Annotated in this window: 18 protein-coding genes; 11 read left to right on the top strand and 7 right to left on the bottom strand. The window is 72.6% G+C overall.

Annotated features, from left to right (window positions below):
- Window positions 1–2 precede the first annotated feature (2 nt).
- From ACVJ1F_RS03260 to ACVJ1F_RS03220, 9 genes are all read left to right on the top strand, one after another.
- Window positions 3–938, top strand: a complete 936-nt coding sequence (locus ACVJ1F_RS03260; protein ID WP_043594466.1) for an ABC transporter permease — start codon at window positions 3–5, stop codon at window positions 936–938.
- Window positions 935–1,987: an ABC transporter permease gene (locus tag ACVJ1F_RS03255; protein ID WP_456884672.1), complete on the top strand. Its 1,053-nt coding sequence runs from the start codon at window positions 935–937 to the stop codon at window positions 1,985–1,987. Before ACVJ1F_RS03260 ends, ACVJ1F_RS03255 begins: the two co-directional genes overlap by 4 nt.
- Window positions 1,984–2,868 (top strand): ABC transporter ATP-binding protein, encoded by an 885-nt coding sequence (locus tag ACVJ1F_RS03250; protein WP_456884670.1) that lies wholly within the window; start codon window positions 1,984–1,986, stop codon window positions 2,866–2,868. Before ACVJ1F_RS03255 ends, ACVJ1F_RS03250 begins: the two co-directional genes overlap by 4 nt.
- On the top strand, window positions 2,861–3,691 hold the full coding sequence (locus tag ACVJ1F_RS03245) for an ABC transporter ATP-binding protein (RefSeq protein WP_056046914.1): 831 nt from the start codon (window positions 2,861–2,863) through the stop codon (window positions 3,689–3,691). The genes ACVJ1F_RS03250 and ACVJ1F_RS03245 overlap by 8 nt, the downstream gene beginning before the upstream one ends.
- On the top strand, window positions 3,688–4,743 hold the full coding sequence (locus tag ACVJ1F_RS03240; RefSeq protein ID WP_456884669.1) for an aldo/keto reductase: 1,056 nt from the start codon (window positions 3,688–3,690) through the stop codon (window positions 4,741–4,743). Before ACVJ1F_RS03245 ends, ACVJ1F_RS03240 begins: the two co-directional genes overlap by 4 nt.
- Window positions 4,744–4,837: 94 nt before the next feature.
- Entirely contained in the window at window positions 4,838–5,638 is an 801-nt protein-coding gene (locus ACVJ1F_RS03235; protein WP_456884667.1) for an HpcH/HpaI aldolase family protein, read from the top strand.
- Window positions 5,635–6,936: a sialidase family protein gene (locus ACVJ1F_RS03230; protein WP_456884665.1), complete on the top strand. Its 1,302-nt coding sequence runs from the start codon at window positions 5,635–5,637 to the stop codon at window positions 6,934–6,936. The genes ACVJ1F_RS03235 and ACVJ1F_RS03230 overlap by 4 nt, the downstream gene beginning before the upstream one ends.
- Window positions 6,937–6,939: 3 nt before the next feature.
- A complete protein-coding gene (locus tag ACVJ1F_RS03225; protein ID WP_456884663.1) occupies window positions 6,940–7,665 on the top strand; it encodes an SDR family NAD(P)-dependent oxidoreductase in 726 nt (241 codons plus the stop codon).
- A gap of 330 nt (window positions 7,666–7,995) precedes the next feature.
- The gene (locus ACVJ1F_RS03220; RefSeq protein WP_267658831.1) at window positions 7,996–8,268 is read left to right on the top strand and encodes a hypothetical protein; all 273 of its coding nucleotides are present in this window, start codon (window positions 7,996–7,998) and stop codon (window positions 8,266–8,268) included.
- 229 nt (window positions 8,269–8,497) lie between these two features.
- Here the strand turns inward: ACVJ1F_RS03220 and ACVJ1F_RS03215 are convergent, their stop codons facing one another.
- The gene (locus ACVJ1F_RS03215; RefSeq protein ID WP_056046921.1) at window positions 8,498–9,625 is read right to left on the bottom strand and encodes a Gfo/Idh/MocA family protein; all 1,128 of its coding nucleotides are present in this window, start codon (window positions 9,623–9,625) and stop codon (window positions 8,498–8,500) included.
- Window positions 9,622–10,425: a sugar phosphate isomerase/epimerase family protein gene (locus ACVJ1F_RS03210; RefSeq protein WP_456884661.1), complete on the bottom strand. Its 804-nt coding sequence runs from the start codon at window positions 10,423–10,425 to the stop codon at window positions 9,622–9,624. The genes ACVJ1F_RS03215 and ACVJ1F_RS03210 overlap by 4 nt, the downstream gene beginning before the upstream one ends.
- 171 nt (window positions 10,426–10,596) lie before the next feature.
- On the opposite strand from ACVJ1F_RS03210, the gene ACVJ1F_RS03205 reads away from it, so the two are divergent.
- A complete protein-coding gene (locus ACVJ1F_RS03205; protein WP_123570675.1) occupies window positions 10,597–11,877 on the top strand; it encodes an MFS transporter in 1,281 nt (426 codons plus the stop codon).
- A gap of 69 nt (window positions 11,878–11,946) precedes the next feature.
- Here the strand turns inward: ACVJ1F_RS03205 and ACVJ1F_RS03200 are convergent, their stop codons facing one another.
- From ACVJ1F_RS03200 to tcuA, 5 genes are all read right to left on the bottom strand, one after another.
- The gene (locus tag ACVJ1F_RS03200) at window positions 11,947–13,503 is read right to left on the bottom strand and encodes a tripartite tricarboxylate transporter permease (RefSeq protein ID WP_173151671.1); all 1,557 of its coding nucleotides are present in this window, start codon (window positions 13,501–13,503) and stop codon (window positions 11,947–11,949) included.
- A 3-nt stretch (window positions 13,504–13,506) separates the two neighbouring features.
- Complete coding sequence (locus ACVJ1F_RS03195; RefSeq protein WP_456884658.1) at window positions 13,507–14,097, bottom strand: tripartite tricarboxylate transporter TctB family protein; 591 nt, start codon at window positions 14,095–14,097, stop codon at window positions 13,507–13,509.
- Complete coding sequence (locus tag ACVJ1F_RS03190) at window positions 14,094–15,137, bottom strand: Bug family tripartite tricarboxylate transporter substrate binding protein (protein ID WP_456884656.1); 1,044 nt, start codon at window positions 15,135–15,137, stop codon at window positions 14,094–14,096. The genes ACVJ1F_RS03195 and ACVJ1F_RS03190 overlap by 4 nt, the downstream gene beginning before the upstream one ends.
- A gap of 92 nt (window positions 15,138–15,229) precedes the next feature.
- Window positions 15,230–15,925: a GntR family transcriptional regulator gene (locus ACVJ1F_RS03185; protein ID WP_173151677.1), complete on the bottom strand. Its 696-nt coding sequence runs from the start codon at window positions 15,923–15,925 to the stop codon at window positions 15,230–15,232.
- A gap of 3 nt (window positions 15,926–15,928) precedes the next feature.
- Window positions 15,929–17,464: an FAD-dependent tricarballylate dehydrogenase TcuA gene (gene tcuA / locus ACVJ1F_RS03180; RefSeq protein WP_456884654.1), complete on the bottom strand. Its 1,536-nt coding sequence runs from the start codon at window positions 17,462–17,464 to the stop codon at window positions 15,929–15,931.
- A gap of 132 nt (window positions 17,465–17,596) precedes the next feature.
- Between tcuA and ACVJ1F_RS03175 the strand changes: the two genes are divergently transcribed.
- Window positions 17,597–18,559, top strand: a complete 963-nt coding sequence (locus tag ACVJ1F_RS03175) for an endonuclease/exonuclease/phosphatase family protein (protein WP_456884652.1) — start codon at window positions 17,597–17,599, stop codon at window positions 18,557–18,559.
- Window positions 18,560–18,951 lie beyond the last annotated feature (392 nt).

Raw genomic sequence — 18,951 nt, 5'->3', positions numbered from 1 at the left:
CCATGGCGACCTACATCCTCAAGCGCCTCGGCCAGGGCCTGCTCACCGTGTTCCTCACGGTGTCGACGGTCTTCGTGCTGATCCGCCTCGCCCCCGGCGACCCGGCGGTGGCCTACGCCGGGCCGCTCGCGACCAACGAGCAACTCGCCGCCGTGCGCGAGCAGTTCGGCCTGGACGACCCGCTGCTGCAGCAGTACGGCGTGTTCCTGCAGCAGTTGTTCACGGGCAACCTGGGCACCTCGTACTCGTTCCAGGCACCGGCCGTACAGGTCGTGCTCGAACGGCTGCCGTACACGCTGACCCTGTCGTTCGCGGCGATCCTGTTGGCGGCGGTCGTGTCGATCCCGCTCGGCGTCTGGATGGCCCGTCGCACCGACACCCGCAGCGAGACCGGCGTCAACGTCGTCGCCATCGCGGGTCAGTCGATGCCCGACTTCTGGACCGGCATCCTGCTGCTCAGCGCCTTCGCCGTCGTGATCCCGATCTTCCCGGCCTCGGGCTTCGCCACCTGGGGCGGTCTCGTGCTGCCGACGGTGACGATCGCCATCCTGCAGGTGGCCCTGATCTCCCGGCTCGTGCGCCGCGAGATGGCGACCAACTTCTCGGCGCCCTACCTGACCGTGGCCCGGTCGCGCGGCGTCTCGGAGCGGGCCCTGACCTGGCGCTACGCCATGGGCAACTCGGCGATCCCCGTCTTCACGGCCCTCGGCACGCGCTTCGCGGCGATGCTCAACGGCGTCGTCGTGGTCGAGGTCGTGTTCGCCTGGCCCGGCGTCGGGTCGCTCATCGTGCGGGCGCTCGAGACCCGCGACTACCCCCTCATCCAGGCGACCGTGCTGGTCACGTCGCTGCTCGCCGTCGGCGTCCAGCTGCTGATCGACCTCGCCTACCCCCTGCTCGATCCGCGTGTGCGGCTCGGAAAGGCGAGTGCCGCATGACCCGCACCGAGACCACCGGACAGCCGTCCGGCACGTCGACCGCCGGCGCGGCCGGTCGCACCCCCGAGGAGGCGCGACGCACCGCGGTCACGCCTCGCCTGTTGAAGAGGTCCGAGGCGGCCCGGCGGACCTCCGCCGCACGGGTGAAGCTCTGGGTCGGCGCGATCTGCGCCCTCGTGGTGATCATCCCGATCGTGCTGGCCCAGGCCCTCCCGCTGCCCGACGCGAACGGCCAGGACCTCGGCAACCGCCTCGCGCCTCCGTTCACCGCCGGCCACCTGTTCGGCACGGACCAGCTCGGTCGAGACCTGCTCTCGCGGGTGCTGCACGGCGGTCAGGTCTCGCTCGCGATCGGCGTGCTGGCGGTCATCGTCTCGGGCGCCATCGGCGTCGTCCTCGGCTCGATCGCCGGGTTCTACGGGCGCTGGGCCGACACGCTGATCAGCCGCCTGCTCGAGGCCCAGATGTCGCTGCCGCTGCTGATGATGCTGCTGCTCGTCGTCGCCCTCTTCGGCCCGTCGATCCCGGTGATCACCTTCGTCATCGCGATCGCGCAATGGCCGGAGGTCGCCCGCCTGACCCGGTCGCTCGTGCTCGTCGAACGTGAGAAGCCGTACGTCTCGTCGGCCCGCACGCTCGGCCTGAACCGCTTCACGATCCTGCTGCGCCACGTCGTCCCGAACGTGATCAAGCAGGCGACCCTCGTCGTGCTGCTGCTGCTCGCGCAGGCCGTGCTGCTCGAGAGCGCCCTGAGCTTCCTCGGGGCCGGCCCGCAACGACCGTTCGCCACCTGGGGCCGCATCATCTCGGACGGCCAGGACTACGTCACGACCGCCTGGTGGATGGTGACGATCCCGGGTCTGTTCATCGTGCTGCTCGTCGTCGGGGTCAACCTGCTGGGCGACGCCCTGCGGGACCGGCCGCGCCGGTCGACGGCCTCGCGCCTCCGTCGGTTCGTCGGGCTGCGCCCGTCGACCCCGGCCTCGACCCCTGCATCGACCCCGGCGTCGACCCCGGCCCCGGCCCCGCAGAAGGGAACGATCGCATGACCTCCGTGACCGACGACACCGTCGACCCCGACCTGCTGCTCGAGGTGCGTGACCTGCAGATCGAGCTCATGACGACGAACGGGATCGTGCGCGCCGTCGACGGCGTCTCGTTCCACATCGCCCGGGGCGAGACCGTCACGATCATCGGCGAGTCGGGGTCGGGCAAGTCGACCACCGCCATGGGCGTGCTGCAGCTGCTGCCCGCCGACCTCGCCGTCGTCTCGGGCCACGTGCGCATCACCGGACTCGACGTGCTCGCCTCGGCCTCAGCCGTGCGCACGGTGCGCGGTCGGGCCGTCGCCCTGATCCCCCAGGACCCCATGACGGCGCTCAGCCCGGTGCGGTCGATCGGCTCGCAGCTCGGCGAGGCCATCCGCATCGCCGGGGCCGCCAGCGGTCGGGCCGCCGTCACCGCGCGGGCCGTGCGCCTCCTCGAACAGGTGCACATCCCCGACCCTGCGGCCCAGCTGGGGAAGTTCCCGCACCAACTCTCGGGTGGCATGCTGCAACGCGTGCTGATCGCCATCGCGTTGGCCTGCGAGCCGCAGCTGATCGTGGCCGACGAGCCCACCAGCGCCCTCGACGTCACGGTGCAGGCCGGCATCCTCGACCTGCTGCTCGAGCTGCAGGAGCAGCGTGGCATCGGCCTGCTGATGATCACCCACGACCTCGGCGTCGCCCGGCTCGTGTCGGACCGCATCCACGTCATGAAGGCCGGCGTGTTCGTCGAGTCCGGCGACGTGCGGCAGATCGTCGAGCACCCCGCCGAGCCCTACACGCAGGGGCTGCTCGCCGCGGTGCCCACCCTGGGCGCCTGGGACGAGACGCCGTCCACGCCCGCCACGACCAGCACCGACCGACCGGAGGCCACCCGTGTCTGACACCATCCTCGAGGTCGACGACCTGGTCGTCGACTACGGCAGCGGCTCGAGTGCCCACCGCGCCGTCGACCACGTGTCGTTCTCGGTGCGCCGCGGCAGCACCTTCGCCATCGTGGGCGAGTCGGGCTGCGGCAAGTCGACGATCGCCAAGGCGGTCATGCGGTTGCTGCAGCCGACCAGCGGGCGCATCGTGCTCGACGGCACCGACCTGGCGACCCTGTCGGAGGCGCGGTTGCGGCCCCTGAGGCACCGCTTCCAGATGGTGTTCCAGGACCCGTACGGCTCGCTCGACCCGCACCTGAGCGCCCGCGACATCGTCGCCGAGCCGCTCCGGCTGAAGGGCGTGCGGTCGGCCCAGGACCGGGCCACCGAGGCGGCGCGCCTGATCGACCGCGTCGGCCTGCCGTCGACGGCGCTCGACCGTCGCCCGCACGAGTTCTCGGGCGGCCAGCGCCAGCGCATCGGCATCGCCCGGGCGCTCGCCTCGAGCCCCGACCTGCTGATCTGCGACGAGGCGACGAGCGCGCTCGACGTGTCGGTGCAGGCGCAGGTGCTCGACCTGCTGCGCGAGATCCAGGTCGACACCGGCATCACCTACGTCGTCATCTCGCACAACCTCGGCGTCGTGCAGCAGATCAGCGAGAGCGTCCTCGTCATGAAGCAGGGTGCCGTCGTCGAGCAGGGCGCCACGGCGCAGGTGCTCACGTCGCCCGCCGAGGACTACACGCGGCGGCTGCGCCGGGCCGCCCTCGACCCCGCGACGATGACCGGCGTCAAGCCGCGCCACGTCGTCCGCAGCCTCTCGTTGGGAGCCACCACATGACCCGGACCGACACCGCCCGGACCGACGCCACCCCGCTCGACCCCACCCCGGTCGACACCGCCCCGCTCGACGCCGCGGACACGGTCGCCGAGGCGGCCACGCGCCCCGCGCCTCCTCGGCTCGTGCTCGGCACGATGACCTTCGGCGACACCGTCGACGAGGCCACCGCCGCCCGCATGCTCGACACCGCGCGCGACGCGGGCGTCACCTGGATCGACACGGCCAACGCCTACGTCGGCGGCACGACCGAGACGATGCTCGGCCGCCTGCTCGCCGGGCGGCGCGACGAGGTCGTGCTCGCCTCGAAGGCGGGCATGCCGCACGCCGACGCGGGCGGACTGCCGCCGCTCTCGGCCGTGGCCCTCCGCGCGAGCGTCGAGGCGAGCCTGCGCCGCCTCGGCACCGACCGTCTCGACCTGTTCTACCTGCACCAGCCCGACCGGGCGACCCCGCTCGACGAGACCCTCTCGACCGTCGCCGCCCTGGTCGCCGAGGGCAAGGTGCTCTCGCTCGGCGTCTCGAACTACGCCGCCTGGCAGATCGGCGACGTCGAGCGCGTCGCCGACGCCGTGGGCGCACCCCGGCCGGTCGTCGCCCAGCAGCTGTGCAACCTCGTGGCCCGCCGCCTCGACGACGAGTACCTCGAGTTCGCGAGCGTGCACGGGCTCGAGACGATGGTCTACAACCCGCTCGGCGGCGGCCTCCTGACCGGTCGGCACCGCTTCGACGAGACGCCGGCCGACGGGCGCTTCGGCGACTCGGCCCTCGCCGAGATGTACACGAAGCGCTACTGGGACGCCGACCTGTTCGCCGCGATCGACCGCCTGTCGGGCGTCGCCGCCGAGGCCGGCGTGACGCTCGTCGAGCTCGCCCTGCGCTGGGTGGCGTACCGACCCGAGGTCGGGTCGGTGCTGCTCGGAGGCTCCCGGCCCGAACAGCTGACGGCCAACGTCGCCGCCGTCGCCGCCGGGCCGCTGCCCGACGAGGTGGTGGCGGCCTGCGACGAGGTCGGGCGTCAGCTGCGGGGGCCGATGCCTCCGTACGCGCGCTGAGCCGCGCCTCCCGACCCTCCGCACCGCGCCGCACGCCCCCGAACCGCACCGCACCGCACCGCACCGACCGCACGCCCGCACGAGAGAGAGCACCATGAGCACCGCCAGCGACTTCGCCCGTACGATCCGCCGCCGCGAGAGGGCGGTCGGCTACTGGATCACCCTCGACGCCCCGCCGGCGACCGAGCGCATCGCGCGGCTCGGCTACGACTATGTCTGCCTCGACGCGCAGCACGGCCTCTTCGGCTACCAGGGCATGATGACCGGCCTGCTCGCCATCGACGCGGGGCAGACCTCGGCCGGCCTCGTGCGGGTCGAGGCGAACGACATCACGCCGATCGGCAAGGCCCTCGACGCCGGGGCGGCCGGCGTCATCGTGCCGCTCGTCGACACGGCCGAGGACGCCGCCTCCGCCGTGCGCAGCGCGAAGTACCCGCCCCACGGCCGCCGCTCGTACGGCCCCATGCGGTCGAGCCTGCGCATCGGCCCCGTGCCGGCGGACGCGAACGACACGACGATCGTGCTCGCCATGATCGAGACGCCCGACGGACTCGCGAACGTCGAGGCGATCGCCGCGACGCCGGGGCTCGACGGCCTCTACGTCGGGCCGAGCGACCTGTGCATCGCGGTCGGCGGGGCCTACCCGGGCGACCCGGCCGTGCAGGAGGCCTTCGACGCCGCCCTCGTCCGCGTCGCGGCGGCGGCCGAGGCCGCGGGCATCGCCGCGGGCATCCACACGCCGCACGGCGACGTCGCCCGACAGCGGCTCGCCGGGGGTTACACGTTCGCCACGGTCGCCGGCGACCTCAACCACCTCGAGGCCGCCGCCCGCGACCACCTGCAGCGGGCCACCGCGACGGACGACCCCGACACGACCGCCGGAGGCGCGGCGTGAGCAGGCAGGACGCGGTCGCGGACGACGCGGTCGCGGACGACGCGGTCGCCGACGGCGTGGGCGACGACGGCGTGGTCGCGGACGACGTGGTCGCCGACGGACGACTGCGGCCCGACGCGGCCGGTCGCGCCTGGGCGTACCTGCCGACGGCCACGGTGCAGTCGCACGCGGCGAACCTCGCCGAGCTGCCCGACGGGCGCCTGGCCTGCGTCTGGTTCGGCGGCACGCAGGAGGGCGTCTCGGACATCCACGTCTGGTGCTCGGTCCTCGACGGCGAGGTGTGGTCCGAACCGGTGCGCCTCAGCGACGACCCCGCACGCTCCGAGCAGAACCCGGTGCTCTTCACGGCCCCCTCGGGCGACGTCTGGTTGCTCTACACGGCGCAACGGGCCGGGAACCAGGACTCGGCCGAGGTGCGCCGCCGCATCTCCACCGACGGCGGCGCCACCTGGGCCGAGCCCGCGACCCTCTTCGCGGCCGACGAGACGGGTGGCGTCTTCGTCCGGCAACCGCCGGTCGTCACCCGCGCGGGCGACCTGCTCGTGCCGGTCTTCCGCTGCGTGACGACCCCCGGGCAGGCGTGGGTGGGCGACCACGACACGAGCTCGGTCATGATCTCCCGGGACGGCGGCTCCACGTGGGGTGAGGTCGCCGTCCCGGGGAGCACCGGAGCCGTGCACATGAACGTGCACGAGCTTCCCGACGGATCGCTCCTGGCCCTCTTCCGCAGCCGCTGGGCCGACGCCGTGCACGCGTCGCGCTCGACCGACGGCGGACTCCACTGGTCGGCACCGGTGCCGACCGAGCTGCCCAACAACAACTCCTCGGTGCAGTGGGTTCCGCTCGCCGACGGGCGCCTCGCGATCGTCTACAACCACCGCCGCGCCGACGCGACCACCCCGCGCCGCCTCGGGCTCTACGACGAGATCGACGAATCCGGCATCGTCGAGCAGGCCGTGCTGCCCGGCGCGGACGCGGACCTCGACCAGGAGGCGCGGGCCGGGTCGCCTGCGGAGGGGGGCCGGACGGCGTTCTGGGGCACGCCCCGGGCTCCGATGTCGCTGGCGGTGTCGACGGACGGCGGGCGCAGCTGGCCGCACCGCGTCGACCTCGAGGACGGCGACGGGTGGTGCCTCTCGAACAACTCCCGCGACGGGCTGAACCGCGAGCTGTCGTACCCGAGCATCACGCAGACCGGCGACGGGACCGTGCACGTGGCGTACACCTGGCACCGCCGGGCCATCCGCCACGTGCGACTGTCGGCCGCCGATCTGCCCGGACCCGACGTCGAGGGCTGAGCCGTGTCGGACGACGGGACGCCTGACGCCGACCGAGCAGGTCGCGGTGCCGGGACCGACCGGCACGCCGTGGTGACGGGCTGCAGCTCGGGCATCGGACGGGCGATCGCCGAGTTCCTGCTGGCCGACGGGTGGCGGGTGACCGGTCTCAGCCGACGCGCGGTCGACCTGGGCGACGGGTTCTCGTGGCTCGGCTGCGACCTCTCCGTGACCGCCGACGTCGCGCGAGCGGTCGCCGACGTCGGGTCGGTCGACGCGATCGTCCACGCGGCCGGCTACCAGGTGGCCGCCCCGCTCGGGCGGCTCGACCCCGCCGCCCTCGAGGGCATGTTCGCCGTGCACGTCGGGGCCGCGGCCGCGCTCGTCGACGCACTCGTCGACCGGCTGTCCGACGGCGGTCGCATCGTGCTGATCGGCAGCCGCACCGCCGTCGGCGTCGCGGGCAAGAGCCAGTACGCGGCGACGAAGGCGGCCCAGGTCGCACTGGCCCGGAGCTGGGCGGCGGAACTGGCGCCGCGCGGCGTCACCGCCAACGTCGTGGCGCCGGGGCCCACCGACACGCCGATGCTCGCCGACCCGGCCCGCGCCTCCTCGGCTCCGGTCGTGCCGCCGCTGGGCGCGCTCGTCGACCCGGTCGACGTGGCGGCCCTCGTCGCGTTCGTGCTCGGGCCGCACGGACGGAGCATCACCGGGCAGGCGCTCGTCGTGTGCGGCGGCGCCTCGCTCTGACGTCGCACCGGGTCGAGGTCGCGGCGGGTCGAGGTCTCAGCGGGTCGAGGTCTCAGCAGCTGCGAGGCCGCACCACGCCCGCGTCGTCGAACCATCCGCGGGCCTGGTTCGACGACGCGGGCGTGGTGCGTCCTGTCCCGAAAACGACGATCGGGCCCCCATTGTTTTGATTCGTTCAAAAGAAGGCGTATGGTGGTGTCAACGCCGACGGAGGCCAGGGCCACCGTCGAACACCTCGGTGTCGCCCTCCTCACCTCCGCTGGCCGCCCGCTCGATCGCCCTATCGCGGGCCCCCGACCAGCACGACCCGCCCAGCCCCGAGGAGTCACCGTGAACACCACCGCCACGACCGCCCGCACCGCCACCACCCCGCTCGGCGGCCGCTACGTCGGCACCACCACCGCCCCGACGGTCGGCAGCTACGTCGGTTCGCTCGCCGCCGACGTCGCGCCCGGCTCGTACGTGAGCACCTCGGCACGCCGCGACCTGTCGATCGGTCGCTACACCGCCAGCGCACGGCGTCGCCTCTCGGCCGCCACGGCGTCCGTCCGGACGGCCACGGGCTCGATCCACACCGCCACCGGCTCGATCCGCACCGCGTAGTCGGTGCCGGTCGGGGTCACCCCTCCCCGACCGACCCGGACGGGCCGCCCCACCAGACCCGGGCCCGCCGCGCGACCTGAATCCGCGCGGCGGACCCGCTCCTCTGGGCGATGTCACGACCTACCCGGTCCGCCCACCTCGCCCAGGAGACACGACGTGCCGCTCACCCCCGAAGGTGAGCGGCACGTCGTGTCTCCGGGACGACCGGGCCCGAGCCCGGCACGCCGGACTAGAGGGTCGCGGCGGAAGGGTCCCAGCTCTCGTCGAGCGGCACCGGCTGCTGCACGGCGGACTCGACGGAGACCGGCGCACCCTGCTCGGCGGCCGACGAGATCGCCAGCAGGACGTCGAGCACGTGCGAGGCCACGGCCCCGCTGGCGCGCTCGGCGTCGCCACCGCGGATGGCCCGCGCCAGGTCGAGCACGCCCGAACCGCGTCCGTAGGTCGAGCCCGCGGCGGTGAGCGTCTCGGGCTCGTCCCGGCCGAACCGCCAGAGGCTCGAGTCGCCCTCGAAGGTGTTGGGGTCGGGCAGCACGAGGGTGCCCTCGGTGCCGCTGATCTCGACGAAGCCCATGCGGGGCAGCGCGTTCTGGAACGAGAACGTCGACTGGGCCGACTGCCCGCCCGCGAACTCGATGAGCGCCGCGTGGTGCGTCGGCACCTCGACCGGGAAGGTCTCGCCGGCCCGGGGACCGCTGCCGATGGTGCGGGTGTCGAACGACTTCGACGAGACCGCGCTGACGCGGCTGGCCGAGCCGAACGCGTGCACGAGGGTCGTCACGTAGTAAGGCCCCATGTCGAAGAGCGGACCGGCCCCGAGCGCGAACAGGAAGTCGGGGTTCGGGTGCCACGACTCGGGCCCGGGCACGTGGAACATCGTGGTCGCCGTGAGGGGCTGACCGATGTCGCCGCGGGCGATGGCGCGCATCGCGGTCTGGATGCCGGCACCGAGCACGGTGTCGGGGGCACACGCGACGCGGACGCCGGCCGCCTCGGCGGCGGCGAGCAGGTCGCGGGCCGACTCGTGGTCGAGCGCGAGGGGCTTCTCGCTCCAGACGTTCTTGCCGGCGGCGATGATCTGACGGCCGACCTCGGCGTGCACGGCAGGGATCGTGAGGTTGACGACGATCTCGATCTCGTCGATCGCGAGCAGCTCGTCGACCGTGCCGTGACCCGGGACGCCGTACGCCTCGGCCTGCGCCTGGGCGCGGTCGAGGTCGAGGTCGGCGACGAAGAGCACCTCGAGGTCGGCGAACTGCGTCATGTTCTCGAGGTAGGTGCCGCTGATGACGCCCGCGCCGATGACGCCGACGCCCACGCGTCCCGTGCGGCCGGCGGTCGTGTCGACGCCGCTCACTTGTCGTTCTCCTGCAGCCAGGCGAAGGACTCGGCGACGCCGTCGAAGACGTCCTTCGCGTAGTCGTCGAACTCGACGACGCGCAGCGCGTGCGGCGCGGCGGCGAGGACGGCGGCGACGTCCACGTCGCCCTGACCGGCCGGGGTCTGGTTCTTGAAGGCGGCGGCCAGCGCGTCGGGCACCTCGAGGGCGCTCTCGCTGCTGGGCAGGGCGGTCGCGATGTCGCCGGAGATCTTGCCGTCCTTGACGTGCAGGAACTGCACGCGGTCACCCAGCGAGCGCAGCAGCGCCGGGGTGTCCATGCCGCCGACGGTCGACCAGAAGGTGTCGATCTCGAGGACGACTTCGTCGTTCAGTCGCTCGAGGAAGAAGTCGTAGACGGGGCGGCCGTCGACCTTGTTCGCGAACTCCCACTGGTGGTTGTGGTAGCCGAACTTCAGGCCCGACGCGGCGGCCAGCACCTGCAGCTCGTTGACGCGGTCGGCGATCTTCGCGGCGTCGTCGGCGGTCTGCCAGCGGTCGCTCGGGATGAACGGGTCGATCACGGTGCCGATGCCGAGCTGGGCCGCGGCGGCGAAGGCGCGCTCGGGCTCGTCGGAGTCGATGACGGGGGCGTGGCCCGAGGGCGCGGTGACGCCGGAGGCGGCGAAGGCCTTCTCGAACTCGTCGGCACGCTCGACGAACGAGTAGGGCTCGACCTTGGTGAAGCCGATCTCGGCGATGCGGGCGACGGCGCCCTGCAGGTCGGCCGAGACGGCGTCTCGGACCGTGTAGAGCTGCACTGAGGGTGACGAGGTCATGGGAGTGACTCCTTTGTCGTGTGGGGTTCAGGTGGTCTGGCCCAACTCTGCCACTTATGTCGACCGATGACAAAAGTTCGTTCCGAATCGACGCATTCTCTTGCCCGGACGACACCCGCTGTGTATTCTGCGAACACCTAGCGCGACTAGGTTTTGACTCGAGGAGGCGTCATGGCCAACCCAGGCCCCATCGGCACGCAGGGCGTGCTCACCCAACCCATCAGCACCGTGCGGGTGTCGCGGGGCTACATGATCGCGCTGGGGCTCGCCCAGTTCGGTCTGTTCGCGGCCCTGCTCTCGCCGGTCTACGTGAGCATGCAGCTCAAGGCGCAGCAGTTGAACCCCGACGACCCGGCGAGCATCATCGGGCTGGTCCTGCCCTTCGGTGCGTTCGGCGCGCTCCTCGCCAACCCGCTCGTCGGCGCGCTGAGCGACCGGACCCGCACGCGGTGGGGCCGTCGTCGGCCCTACCTGGTGGGCGGCATCGTCGTGTTCACCCTCGCCCTCGCCTGGCTCGCCTTCGCCCCCACCGTGCTGCAGCTCGGCATCGCCTGGGTCGTCGCGCAGATCGCGGCCAACGCCGTGCTCGCCGCCCTGACCGCGAGCTTCGCCGACAACGTCCCGCAGTTCCAACGCGGCAAGGCCTCGAGCGTCATCGCCCTGGCCCAGAACGTCGCCGTCCTCGCCGGCACCTACCTGGCCGTCCTGTTCGTCGCGAACCTGCCGGTTCTCTTCATCGCGCCGGGCGTCCTCGCCGTCGTGCTCATCCTCGTCTACGCGGTCGTCGCCCGCGACGACCTGCCCGAGTACGAACTCAAGCCCTTCACGTTCGTCAACCTGGTCAGCTCGTTCTGGACGAACCCCCTGAAGCACCGCGACTTCGCCTTCGCCTGGTGGTCGCGGTTCCTGATCATCCTCGCGACGTTCATGTTCACGACCTACCGGCTGCTCTACATGCAGGAGCACCTCGGCATCGCGGACGTCGCCGACGCCACGGCCGCGGTCGCCTTCGGCGTCCTGCTCTACACGATCGCGTTGATGGCGAGTGCCGCGCTCTCGGGCTGGCTGAGCGACAAGCTGAAGATGCGCAAGGTCTTCGTCGGGGGCTCCACCGCCCTCTTCGCGGTCGGTCTGATCCTGCTGGCCCACGCCGAGACGGTCACCGGCTTCTACGTCGCCGAGGTCGTCATGGGCTTCGCCTACGGCATCTACGCGGCCGTCGACACGGCGCTCGTCGTCGACGTCCTGCCGAACGCCGACCGCCCCGGCAAGGACCTCGGCGTCATCAACATCGCCAACGCCCTGCCCCAGTCGCTCGCCCCGGCGATCGCCCTGTTCTTCCTCGGCGTCGGCAACGCCGGTTCGGGCAACTACACGCTGATGCTCTGGGCGGCCGGCGTCGCGGCGATCCTCGGCGCCCTGGCCGTCATCCCCATCAAGCGCGTGCGCTGAGTCGGACGCATCGATCAGGAGGCGCGGGTCGGGAGGCGCGAGCGCTCACCGACCCGCGCCTCCCGCACGTCACCGTCGGTCGGCCGTCTCGCGGTCGTCGACCGTGCGGACGGCGCCGGTCTCGATCCGGTCGGCCAGGATTCGACGTCGACGTCGACCCAGGGACAGCGCCCCCGGCACGACCAGGACGACCGCGATGGCGATCCACAGTCCGATGGTGAGCGGGCTCGACACCAGGATGCCCGGGTCGCCCTCGGACAGGATCATCGCCCGGCGCAGCTGCTGTTCGAGCAGCGGCCCGAGGATCAGCCCCACGACCGCGGGGGCCACGGGGATGTCGCCGATCCGCAGCAACAGGCCGAGGGCGCCGATGCCCGCCAGCAGGAACAGGTCGGTGGTCGACCCGCCCGCCGAGTAGGCGCCCAGGCAGGCGAACACGACGACCGCCGCGTAGATGGCCCAGGCCGGGATGGTCAGCACCCGGGCCCACACCTTGACCAGCGGCAGGTTGAGCACCAGCAGCATCACGTTGCCGATGTACAGCGACGCGATGAGTGCCCAGACGAGGTCGCCCGACTCGGCGAACAGGGTCGGTCCGGGCTGCAGCCCGTAGGACTGGAAGGCCGTGAGGATCACGGCCGCGGTGGCCGAGGTCGGCAGTCCGATCGTCAGCAGCGGCACGAGCACGCCGGCGGCGGCGGCGTTGTTCGCCGCCTCGGGCCCGGCGACGCCCTCGATGGCGCCGTGGCCGAACTCGTCCTTGTGCTTCGACAGGCGCTTCTCGGTGGCGTACGACAAGAAGGTCGGGATCTCGGCGCCCCCGGCCGGCAGCGACCCGATCGGGAAGCCGAGCGCCGTGCCGCGCAACCACGCGGGCCACGACCGCTTGAACTCGTCGCGGGTCAGCAACGCCCGCCCCTTGACGGGTTGCACGGTCGTGCGGCCCGTCTTGGCCAGGACGTGACCGAGGGCCTCGCTGATGGCGAAGAGACCCACCACCACGAGCACGACGTCGATGCCGTCGAAGAGGCCGCCGGCGCCGAAGGCGAGCCGGGCCTGGCCGGACTGCGCGTCGATCCCGACGAGTCCGATCGTCAGGCCGATGAGCAGGCTCGCCGCCCCCTTCAGGAGGCTCGGGCCGAGCAGGGCGGACACGGTCACGAACGCGATCACCATGAGGGCGACGTACTCGGGTGGCCCGAGTTGGACGGCGAAGTCCGCCACCCAAGGGGCGACGAACGTGATGGCGACGGTGCCGACCGTGCCGGCGACGAACGACCCGAGGGCTGCCGTGGCCAGGGCCGACGCAGCACGACCGGCCTTCGCCATCTTGTTGCCCTCGATCGCCGAGACGATCGAGGCGGACTCCCCCGGGGTGTTCAGCAGGATGGACGTCGTCGACCCGCCGTACATGCCGCCGTAGTAGATGCCCGCGAACAGGATCAGTGCCGCCGCGGGGTCGAGGCGGAAGGTGATGGGCAGCAACAACGCCACCGTCAGGGCCGGGCCGATGCCGGGCAGCACGCCCACCGCGGTGCCGATGGTGACGCCGAGCAGCGCCCAGAGCAGGTTCTCGGGCGTCAGCGCCGCCTCGAAGCCCTGCATCAACAGGTTCAGCTGGTCCATGGTCTAGAACCCCCAGGGCCCGGCGGGCAGCGCCAGGCCGATCACGCGGTCGAACAACAGGACGATGACGCCGGCCACCACGAGGCCGTAGAGCGCCAGGCGCCACCACGGCCGCGGCGAACCCAGCACGAGGGCGCCGGCGACGAACAGGGCCACCGAGACGACGGTGAAGCCGACGAACGGCAGCAGGACGCCGTAGACGACGATGCCGGCCAGGAGGCCGAGGACGCTCCACAACCGCGGGCTCACGGGGCCCACTCCTCGCCGCAGGACGACCAGGACGAAGCGCAGGTTCACCGCGACGAGGGCGACGCCGACCACGGCGAGCAGCACCCCGATGATGGTCGGGAACGCCGCGGGCCCCAACGGTTCGCTGGTCGGACGCAACGACGCGGCGTCGGCGAGCACGACGATCGCGGCGACGACGAGGAGGAGGCCGACGACGGCCGTGACCGCACCGCTGACCACCGCAGGGTGGTCGACGGCTCGGGAGGCGACGGACGACGGAGGCGCGGCCCGGCGGTCGCGGACCGTGCGCACCTCGGTGGTGTCGAGGCCGGGAGGGGCCTGCTTCTCGCGACGGCGGGCGCTCATCGGTCGCCCCCCAGTCCGATGTCGTCGAGGACGGTGCCGATCGTGGCCTCCTGGTCGGCGACGAACTCGTCGAACTCGGGCCCGGTGAGGAACTCGTCGCCCCACCCGCGGGTCTCGACGATGTCGGCCCAGGCCTCGGTGTCGTGCATCTCGGTGAGCATGGTGACCAGCGCCTCCTCGTCCTCGGCGCTGATGCCGGGGGGTGCCGCGACGCCGCGCCAGTTCTGCAGCTCGACGTCGAGGCCCTGCTCGTGGAACGTCGCGACCTCGGGCAGGTTGTCGACCCGCTCGGGGCTCGACACCGCGAGGGCCCGGACCGAACCGTCGGCGATGTACGGCGCGATCTCGCTGATGCCCGAGATGCCCGCGGTCGACCGCCCCGAGAGCAGCGTGGTGAGTGCCTCGCCACCGCCCGAGTGCGCGACATAGGACACCTCGGCCGGATCGGCACCGGCCGCCTGGGCGAACAACCCGGCGAGGATCTGCTCGACCCCGCCCGCCGAACCGCCCGAGATGGACTGGGCCCCGACGTCGTCGCGCATGAGCCCGGCGAACTGCTCGAGGCTCTCGATCTCGGATTCGGCCGGCACGACGAGCACGAGGTACTCGGTGCTCAGCCGCGCGAGCATGGTGACGTCCTGCAGCGAGTAGGGCGACTCGTTCGTGATGACGGCGCCGATCATGATCGCCCCGGTGGCCATCAGCTGGCTGGCGTCGCCCCGGTGCTGGACGAACTGGGCGAGCCCCGGGGTGCCTCCCGCGCCTCCGACGTTGTAGACCTCGCTGCGGCCGATGACGTCGGCGAGCGAGGACTGCATGGCACGGGCGGTCTGGTCCCACCCTCCACCAGGGTTGGCAGGGGCCATGATGCGCAGCTGTTGCCCGCCGAGAGCGGCCTGGATGGCCGTCGCCGGGCTGGCGCTGCGGGCCACGTTCGTGGCCACGAGGGCGACCACGACGGCGATCGCGAGGGCCACGACCACCCCCAGGCCGACGCGGTCTCGAAGGCCTCCGCCGGGGGCACGTTCGTCTGCGGGCATCGTTGCTCCTCATCGATCGTCGACGTCTTCGTCACTCTCTGTATACAGTGACGGACGGTCGGCGTCAACGAGGAGGCGCGTGGCCGGGTCGGTCAGGCGAGCTCGGCGTCGACCTCCGAGCGCAGCAGGTCGAGCCGGATCTCGCGGGCCCGCTGCATGTGCCGCCGCGCGACGGCGCCCGCGCGCACGGCGTCGCGGTCGCGGATCGCCGCCACGACGAGCGCGTGCTCGTCGAGGGCCTCGCCCCACCGGTCGCCGACCGACAGGGTCGAACTCGGGGTGTGGATCAGGTGGACCGACAGCCGCTCGAGCAGGTCGAGCAGGACGGGGTTGTGCGCGGCGTCCCAGAGGGCGGCGTGGAACTCGAGGTTGGTGGTCATCCGGAGGCGGTCGGACGGGTCGACGAGTGCCCGGTCCCGGGCCACGAGCCCGTCGAGGCGCTCGAGGTCGTGGTCGTCGCGGGTGTTCGCCGCCTGCGCGGCCACCTCGGCCTCGAGCATGATCCGCACGTCGTAGACCTGCACGACCTCACGGGCGTCGACGCGTTTGACGAAGAGGCCTCGCGCGCCGCGTTCGAGCAGTCGTTCGTGCTCCAGACGTCCCAGTGCGGCACGGACGGGGGTGCGCGACACCCCGAAGCGCTCGGCCAGCACGACCTCGCGCAACGCCGTTCCGGGAGGGAGGACGCCCGAGAGGATCTGCGTGCGCAGCTCGTCGTGGATGGAGTCGCCGTCGTGACGCGTCGGCCGTGCCGCGACGTCGACGCGGGCGTCACCGGGCGAGGTCATGCCCTACGCGGCCAGACCGGCCCGCCGGCCGAACACCGCCCCCGCCGCGAGACCCGAACCGCCGGGGTAGTTGCCCGAGAACAGACCACCGAGCGCTTCACCGACGGCGAAGAGCCCGGGCACGGTGGTCCCGTCGTCGCGTCGCACCCGCCCGTCGACGTCGCCGGCGAGGCCGCCGAAGGTGAAGGTGATGCCACAGGTCACAGGGTAGGCGAAGAACGGACCCGTCTCGAGGGGCGTCGCCCAGTTGCTCTTCGGCGGGGTGACGTCGGCCCTGCGGCCGTCCTTGACCGTCGGGTCCCACGGCACCGAGCGGTCGATCGAGGCGTTGTACTCGCGGATGGTGGCGACGAACGCGGCGGCGTCGACGTCGAGAGAGGCCGCGAGCTGCTCGAGCGTGTCCGCCTCGACGACGCTGATGCCGGGCATGTCGTACTCCTCGGTGCGCAGCATCGGACGGAGCGACGCGTCGAAGACCTGGTAGGCGATGCCGCCCGGTTGTTCGAGGATGCGACCGCCGAACTTCGCGTACGTGTAGTTGCGGAAGTCCTCGCCCTCGTCGACGAAGCGTCGACCCTCACGGTTCACGATGACCCCGAGCGGGTAGCTCTGCCTCGTGAAGCGGTTGGTCAGCTCGCGGTTGCCCTCGTTGTCGGGGTGGAAGGCGTCCCACTGCACGCTGTGGGCGGTCGACCAGTCGCCCCCGCGGGCGGCGCCGAGGTCGAGGGCGGCCTCGATCAGCTCGCCCGTGTTGAGGGGCGTGCCGCGGACGACCGCCGATCCCCAGCCCGGGCCGAGGTGTCGCTCGCGCAGCTCGGGGCTCGACTCGAAGCCGCCCGACGCGACGACCACCGACTCGGCGCGCACCTCGTGCTCGCGGCCCTCGGCGTCGACGCAGGTCACGCCCGTGACCGAGACGGGCACCGTCGCCCCCGCCCCTTCCCCTGGCCCTGCCCCCGCCGCCGCCTCGGTGGGGGTGGTGAGGAACCCCGTGACGCGGACGCCGTACGCGACGCGGTAGCCCAGGCGTTCGGCGACCGCACGGTGGTCGGCGACGAGGCCCTTGCCCCCGTCGACATTGCCGAGGTGGAGACCGCCCCAGAACAGGTAGCCACCACCGTCGCGCTCGTACGCCTGACGCTCGTACATGAGGCGGTAGCGCAGGCCCAGGTCGTGCAACCAGGCGACCGCGTCGCGCGACTCCTCGACGAGGACGGCGGTCATGTCGGGGTCGTTGCGACCCGAGGTGACCTTCCGCAGGTCGGCCGCGTACTCGCCGGCGGGATAGGGCGGCACCTCGGTGACGGCATGCCGATCATCCGGCTCGACGATGTCGACCAGGTCGGCGAGGCCGCCGTGCGCGATGCGGGTCGCCCCCGCCGTGTAGTAGCTGTTGCCACCCGACTCGGCCTCGTCACCGCGCTCGAGCAGCAGCACCCGACGACCACGGGAGGCCGCCGCGTGGGCCGCGGTGAAACCGGCGTTGCCGCCGCCCACCACCACGACGTCGACGGACTCGGGCAGGGGTGTGGCGGTCATGGTTCTCCTCTTCGAGATGGAGCATTAGTGTATACACTAATCACGCTCATTGTCGAGCCCAGGCCGACCTCTGCGGCGAGGCTTCCGCGAGCCGGGCGGAGGCGTGTGCGACGGCCTACCGTCGCACACGTCATGACGCCCCCGACCGACCCCGCACCCGCACCCGCCGCCACCACCGGTCCGGGTGCGGACCGGGTCGTACCCACGGTCGGGCCGGTCGCTGCACCCGATCTGCACCTCATGACCTACAACGTCCGTCGCCGCATGCCGCAGGTGCTGACCACCCGTCACGCGCTGGCCGACCGGTGGTCGACCCGGTTGCCGGCGCTGCGCCTCCTGCTCGAGGCCGAGCGCCCCTCGGTGCTCGGACTCCAGGAGGCGCTGCCCGACCAGTCCGCGCAGCTCGCGGACGCCCTCGGTGCCGACTACGCCTCGGTCGGCACGGGTCGCGACCGTGACCGCGGCGGCGAACGCGTCGAACTGCACGTCGACACCGCCCGCCTGCGGATCGTCCGCCACGAGGCGCTCTGGCTCTCGGCCACCCCCACGGTGCCGGGGTCGCGCTCGTACGGCAACATGATCCCCCGCACGGCCGTCCACGCCGAGCTCGACGACCTCGTGACCGGGGCCCGGCTGCACGTCGTCGTCACGCACTTCGACCACCTCTCGGCCCGCTCGCGGCGTCACTCCGCCGTGCAGCTGCGCACCTTCACCGACGCCCTCGACGGACCCGTCGTCGTGATGGGCGACTTCAACGCCGTGGTCGACTCCCCCGCGCACCGCGAGCTGACCCGCGGCAGGCTGGTCGACAGCCGCATGGTGGCCGCCGCGCGGCTCGACCCGGGCTGGGGCTCGTTCTCGAACTACGGCCCGCCCCGCACCGGCGGCCGCCGCCTGGACTGGCTGCTCGTCGACGCCGGGGCCCACGTCGAGCGGGCCGGCGTCGGCGGGGTCCGTCCCGGCGGCGTCGCCCCCTCCGACCACGACCCCGTGCACGCCGTCGTGCGCTGGCCGTCCGGGCACCCCGCCCCGCGTCCGCCCGACGAGCCCACCGCCGAGCACCGCACCACCGAACACCGCCCCGAGGAGTCCTGAGATGTCCACCGTCGCCGAGACCTTCCTCCGCCGCCCGCACGGGGTCCTCGAGTACGTCGCCGACGCGGTGCGCGTGGTCGCGGCCCTGAGCGTCGTCGTCGCGGGCATCGGCTGGGGCGTGGTCGAGATCGCCGTGCTGATGCTGGCGCTGCTCGGCACCCTCGTGCCCCGCATGCTCGGCCTCCGGGCGAGCGTCGACCTGATGGTCGGCGTCGCCGCCCTGGGCGCCGCCTGGAGCAGCGTCTTCGAGCTCTACACCCGGGTCACGGGCTACGACACGGTCGTGCACTTCCTGCTCAACGGCCTGCTGGCCGCGGTGTTCGTCGTCCTCGCCCGCCGGGCCGGCTGGATCGCCTCGTCGGGCGACACCGGTGGACGAGGAGGCGCGGGTC

The organism is Frigoribacterium sp. 2355 (assembly GCF_054060695.1).
The sequence above is the reverse complement of the archived record's forward strand: the minus strand, read 5'-3'. Positions and strand labels throughout refer to the sequence as shown.

Bases quoted from the DNA above. Each gene is read 5' to 3' on its own strand.
- ACVJ1F_RS03175 (WP_456884652.1), top strand. From the start codon at position 17,597: ATGACGCCCCCGACCGACCCCGCACCCGCACCCGCCGCCACCACCGGT.
- ACVJ1F_RS03205 (WP_123570675.1), top strand. From the start codon at position 10,597: ATGGCCAACCCAGGCCCCATCGGCACGCAGGGCGTGCTCACCCAACCC.
- tcuA (WP_456884654.1), bottom strand. From the start codon at position 17,464: ATGACCGCCACACCCCTGCCCGAGTCCGTCGACGTCGTGGTGGTGGGC.
- ACVJ1F_RS03240 (WP_456884669.1), top strand. From the start codon at position 3,688: ATGACCCGGACCGACACCGCCCGGACCGACGCCACCCCGCTCGACCCC.
- ACVJ1F_RS03195 (WP_456884658.1), bottom strand. From the start codon at position 14,097: ATGAGCGCCCGCCGTCGCGAGAAGCAGGCCCCTCCCGGCCTCGACACC.
- ACVJ1F_RS03200 (WP_173151671.1), bottom strand. From the start codon at position 13,503: ATGGACCAGCTGAACCTGTTGATGCAGGGCTTCGAGGCGGCGCTGACG.
- ACVJ1F_RS03250 (WP_456884670.1), top strand. From the start codon at position 1,984: ATGACCTCCGTGACCGACGACACCGTCGACCCCGACCTGCTGCTCGAG.
- ACVJ1F_RS03185 (WP_173151677.1), bottom strand. From the start codon at position 15,925: ATGACCTCGCCCGGTGACGCCCGCGTCGACGTCGCGGCACGGCCGACG.
- ACVJ1F_RS03190 (WP_456884656.1), bottom strand. From the start codon at position 15,137: ATGCCCGCAGACGAACGTGCCCCCGGCGGAGGCCTTCGAGACCGCGTC.
- ACVJ1F_RS03260 (WP_043594466.1), top strand. From the start codon at position 3: ATGGCGACCTACATCCTCAAGCGCCTCGGCCAGGGCCTGCTCACCGTG.
- ACVJ1F_RS03210 (WP_456884661.1), bottom strand. From the start codon at position 10,425: ATGACCTCGTCACCCTCAGTGCAGCTCTACACGGTCCGAGACGCCGTC.
- ACVJ1F_RS03235 (WP_456884667.1), top strand. From the start codon at position 4,838: ATGAGCACCGCCAGCGACTTCGCCCGTACGATCCGCCGCCGCGAGAGG.
- ACVJ1F_RS03255 (WP_456884672.1), top strand. From the start codon at position 935: ATGACCCGCACCGAGACCACCGGACAGCCGTCCGGCACGTCGACCGCC.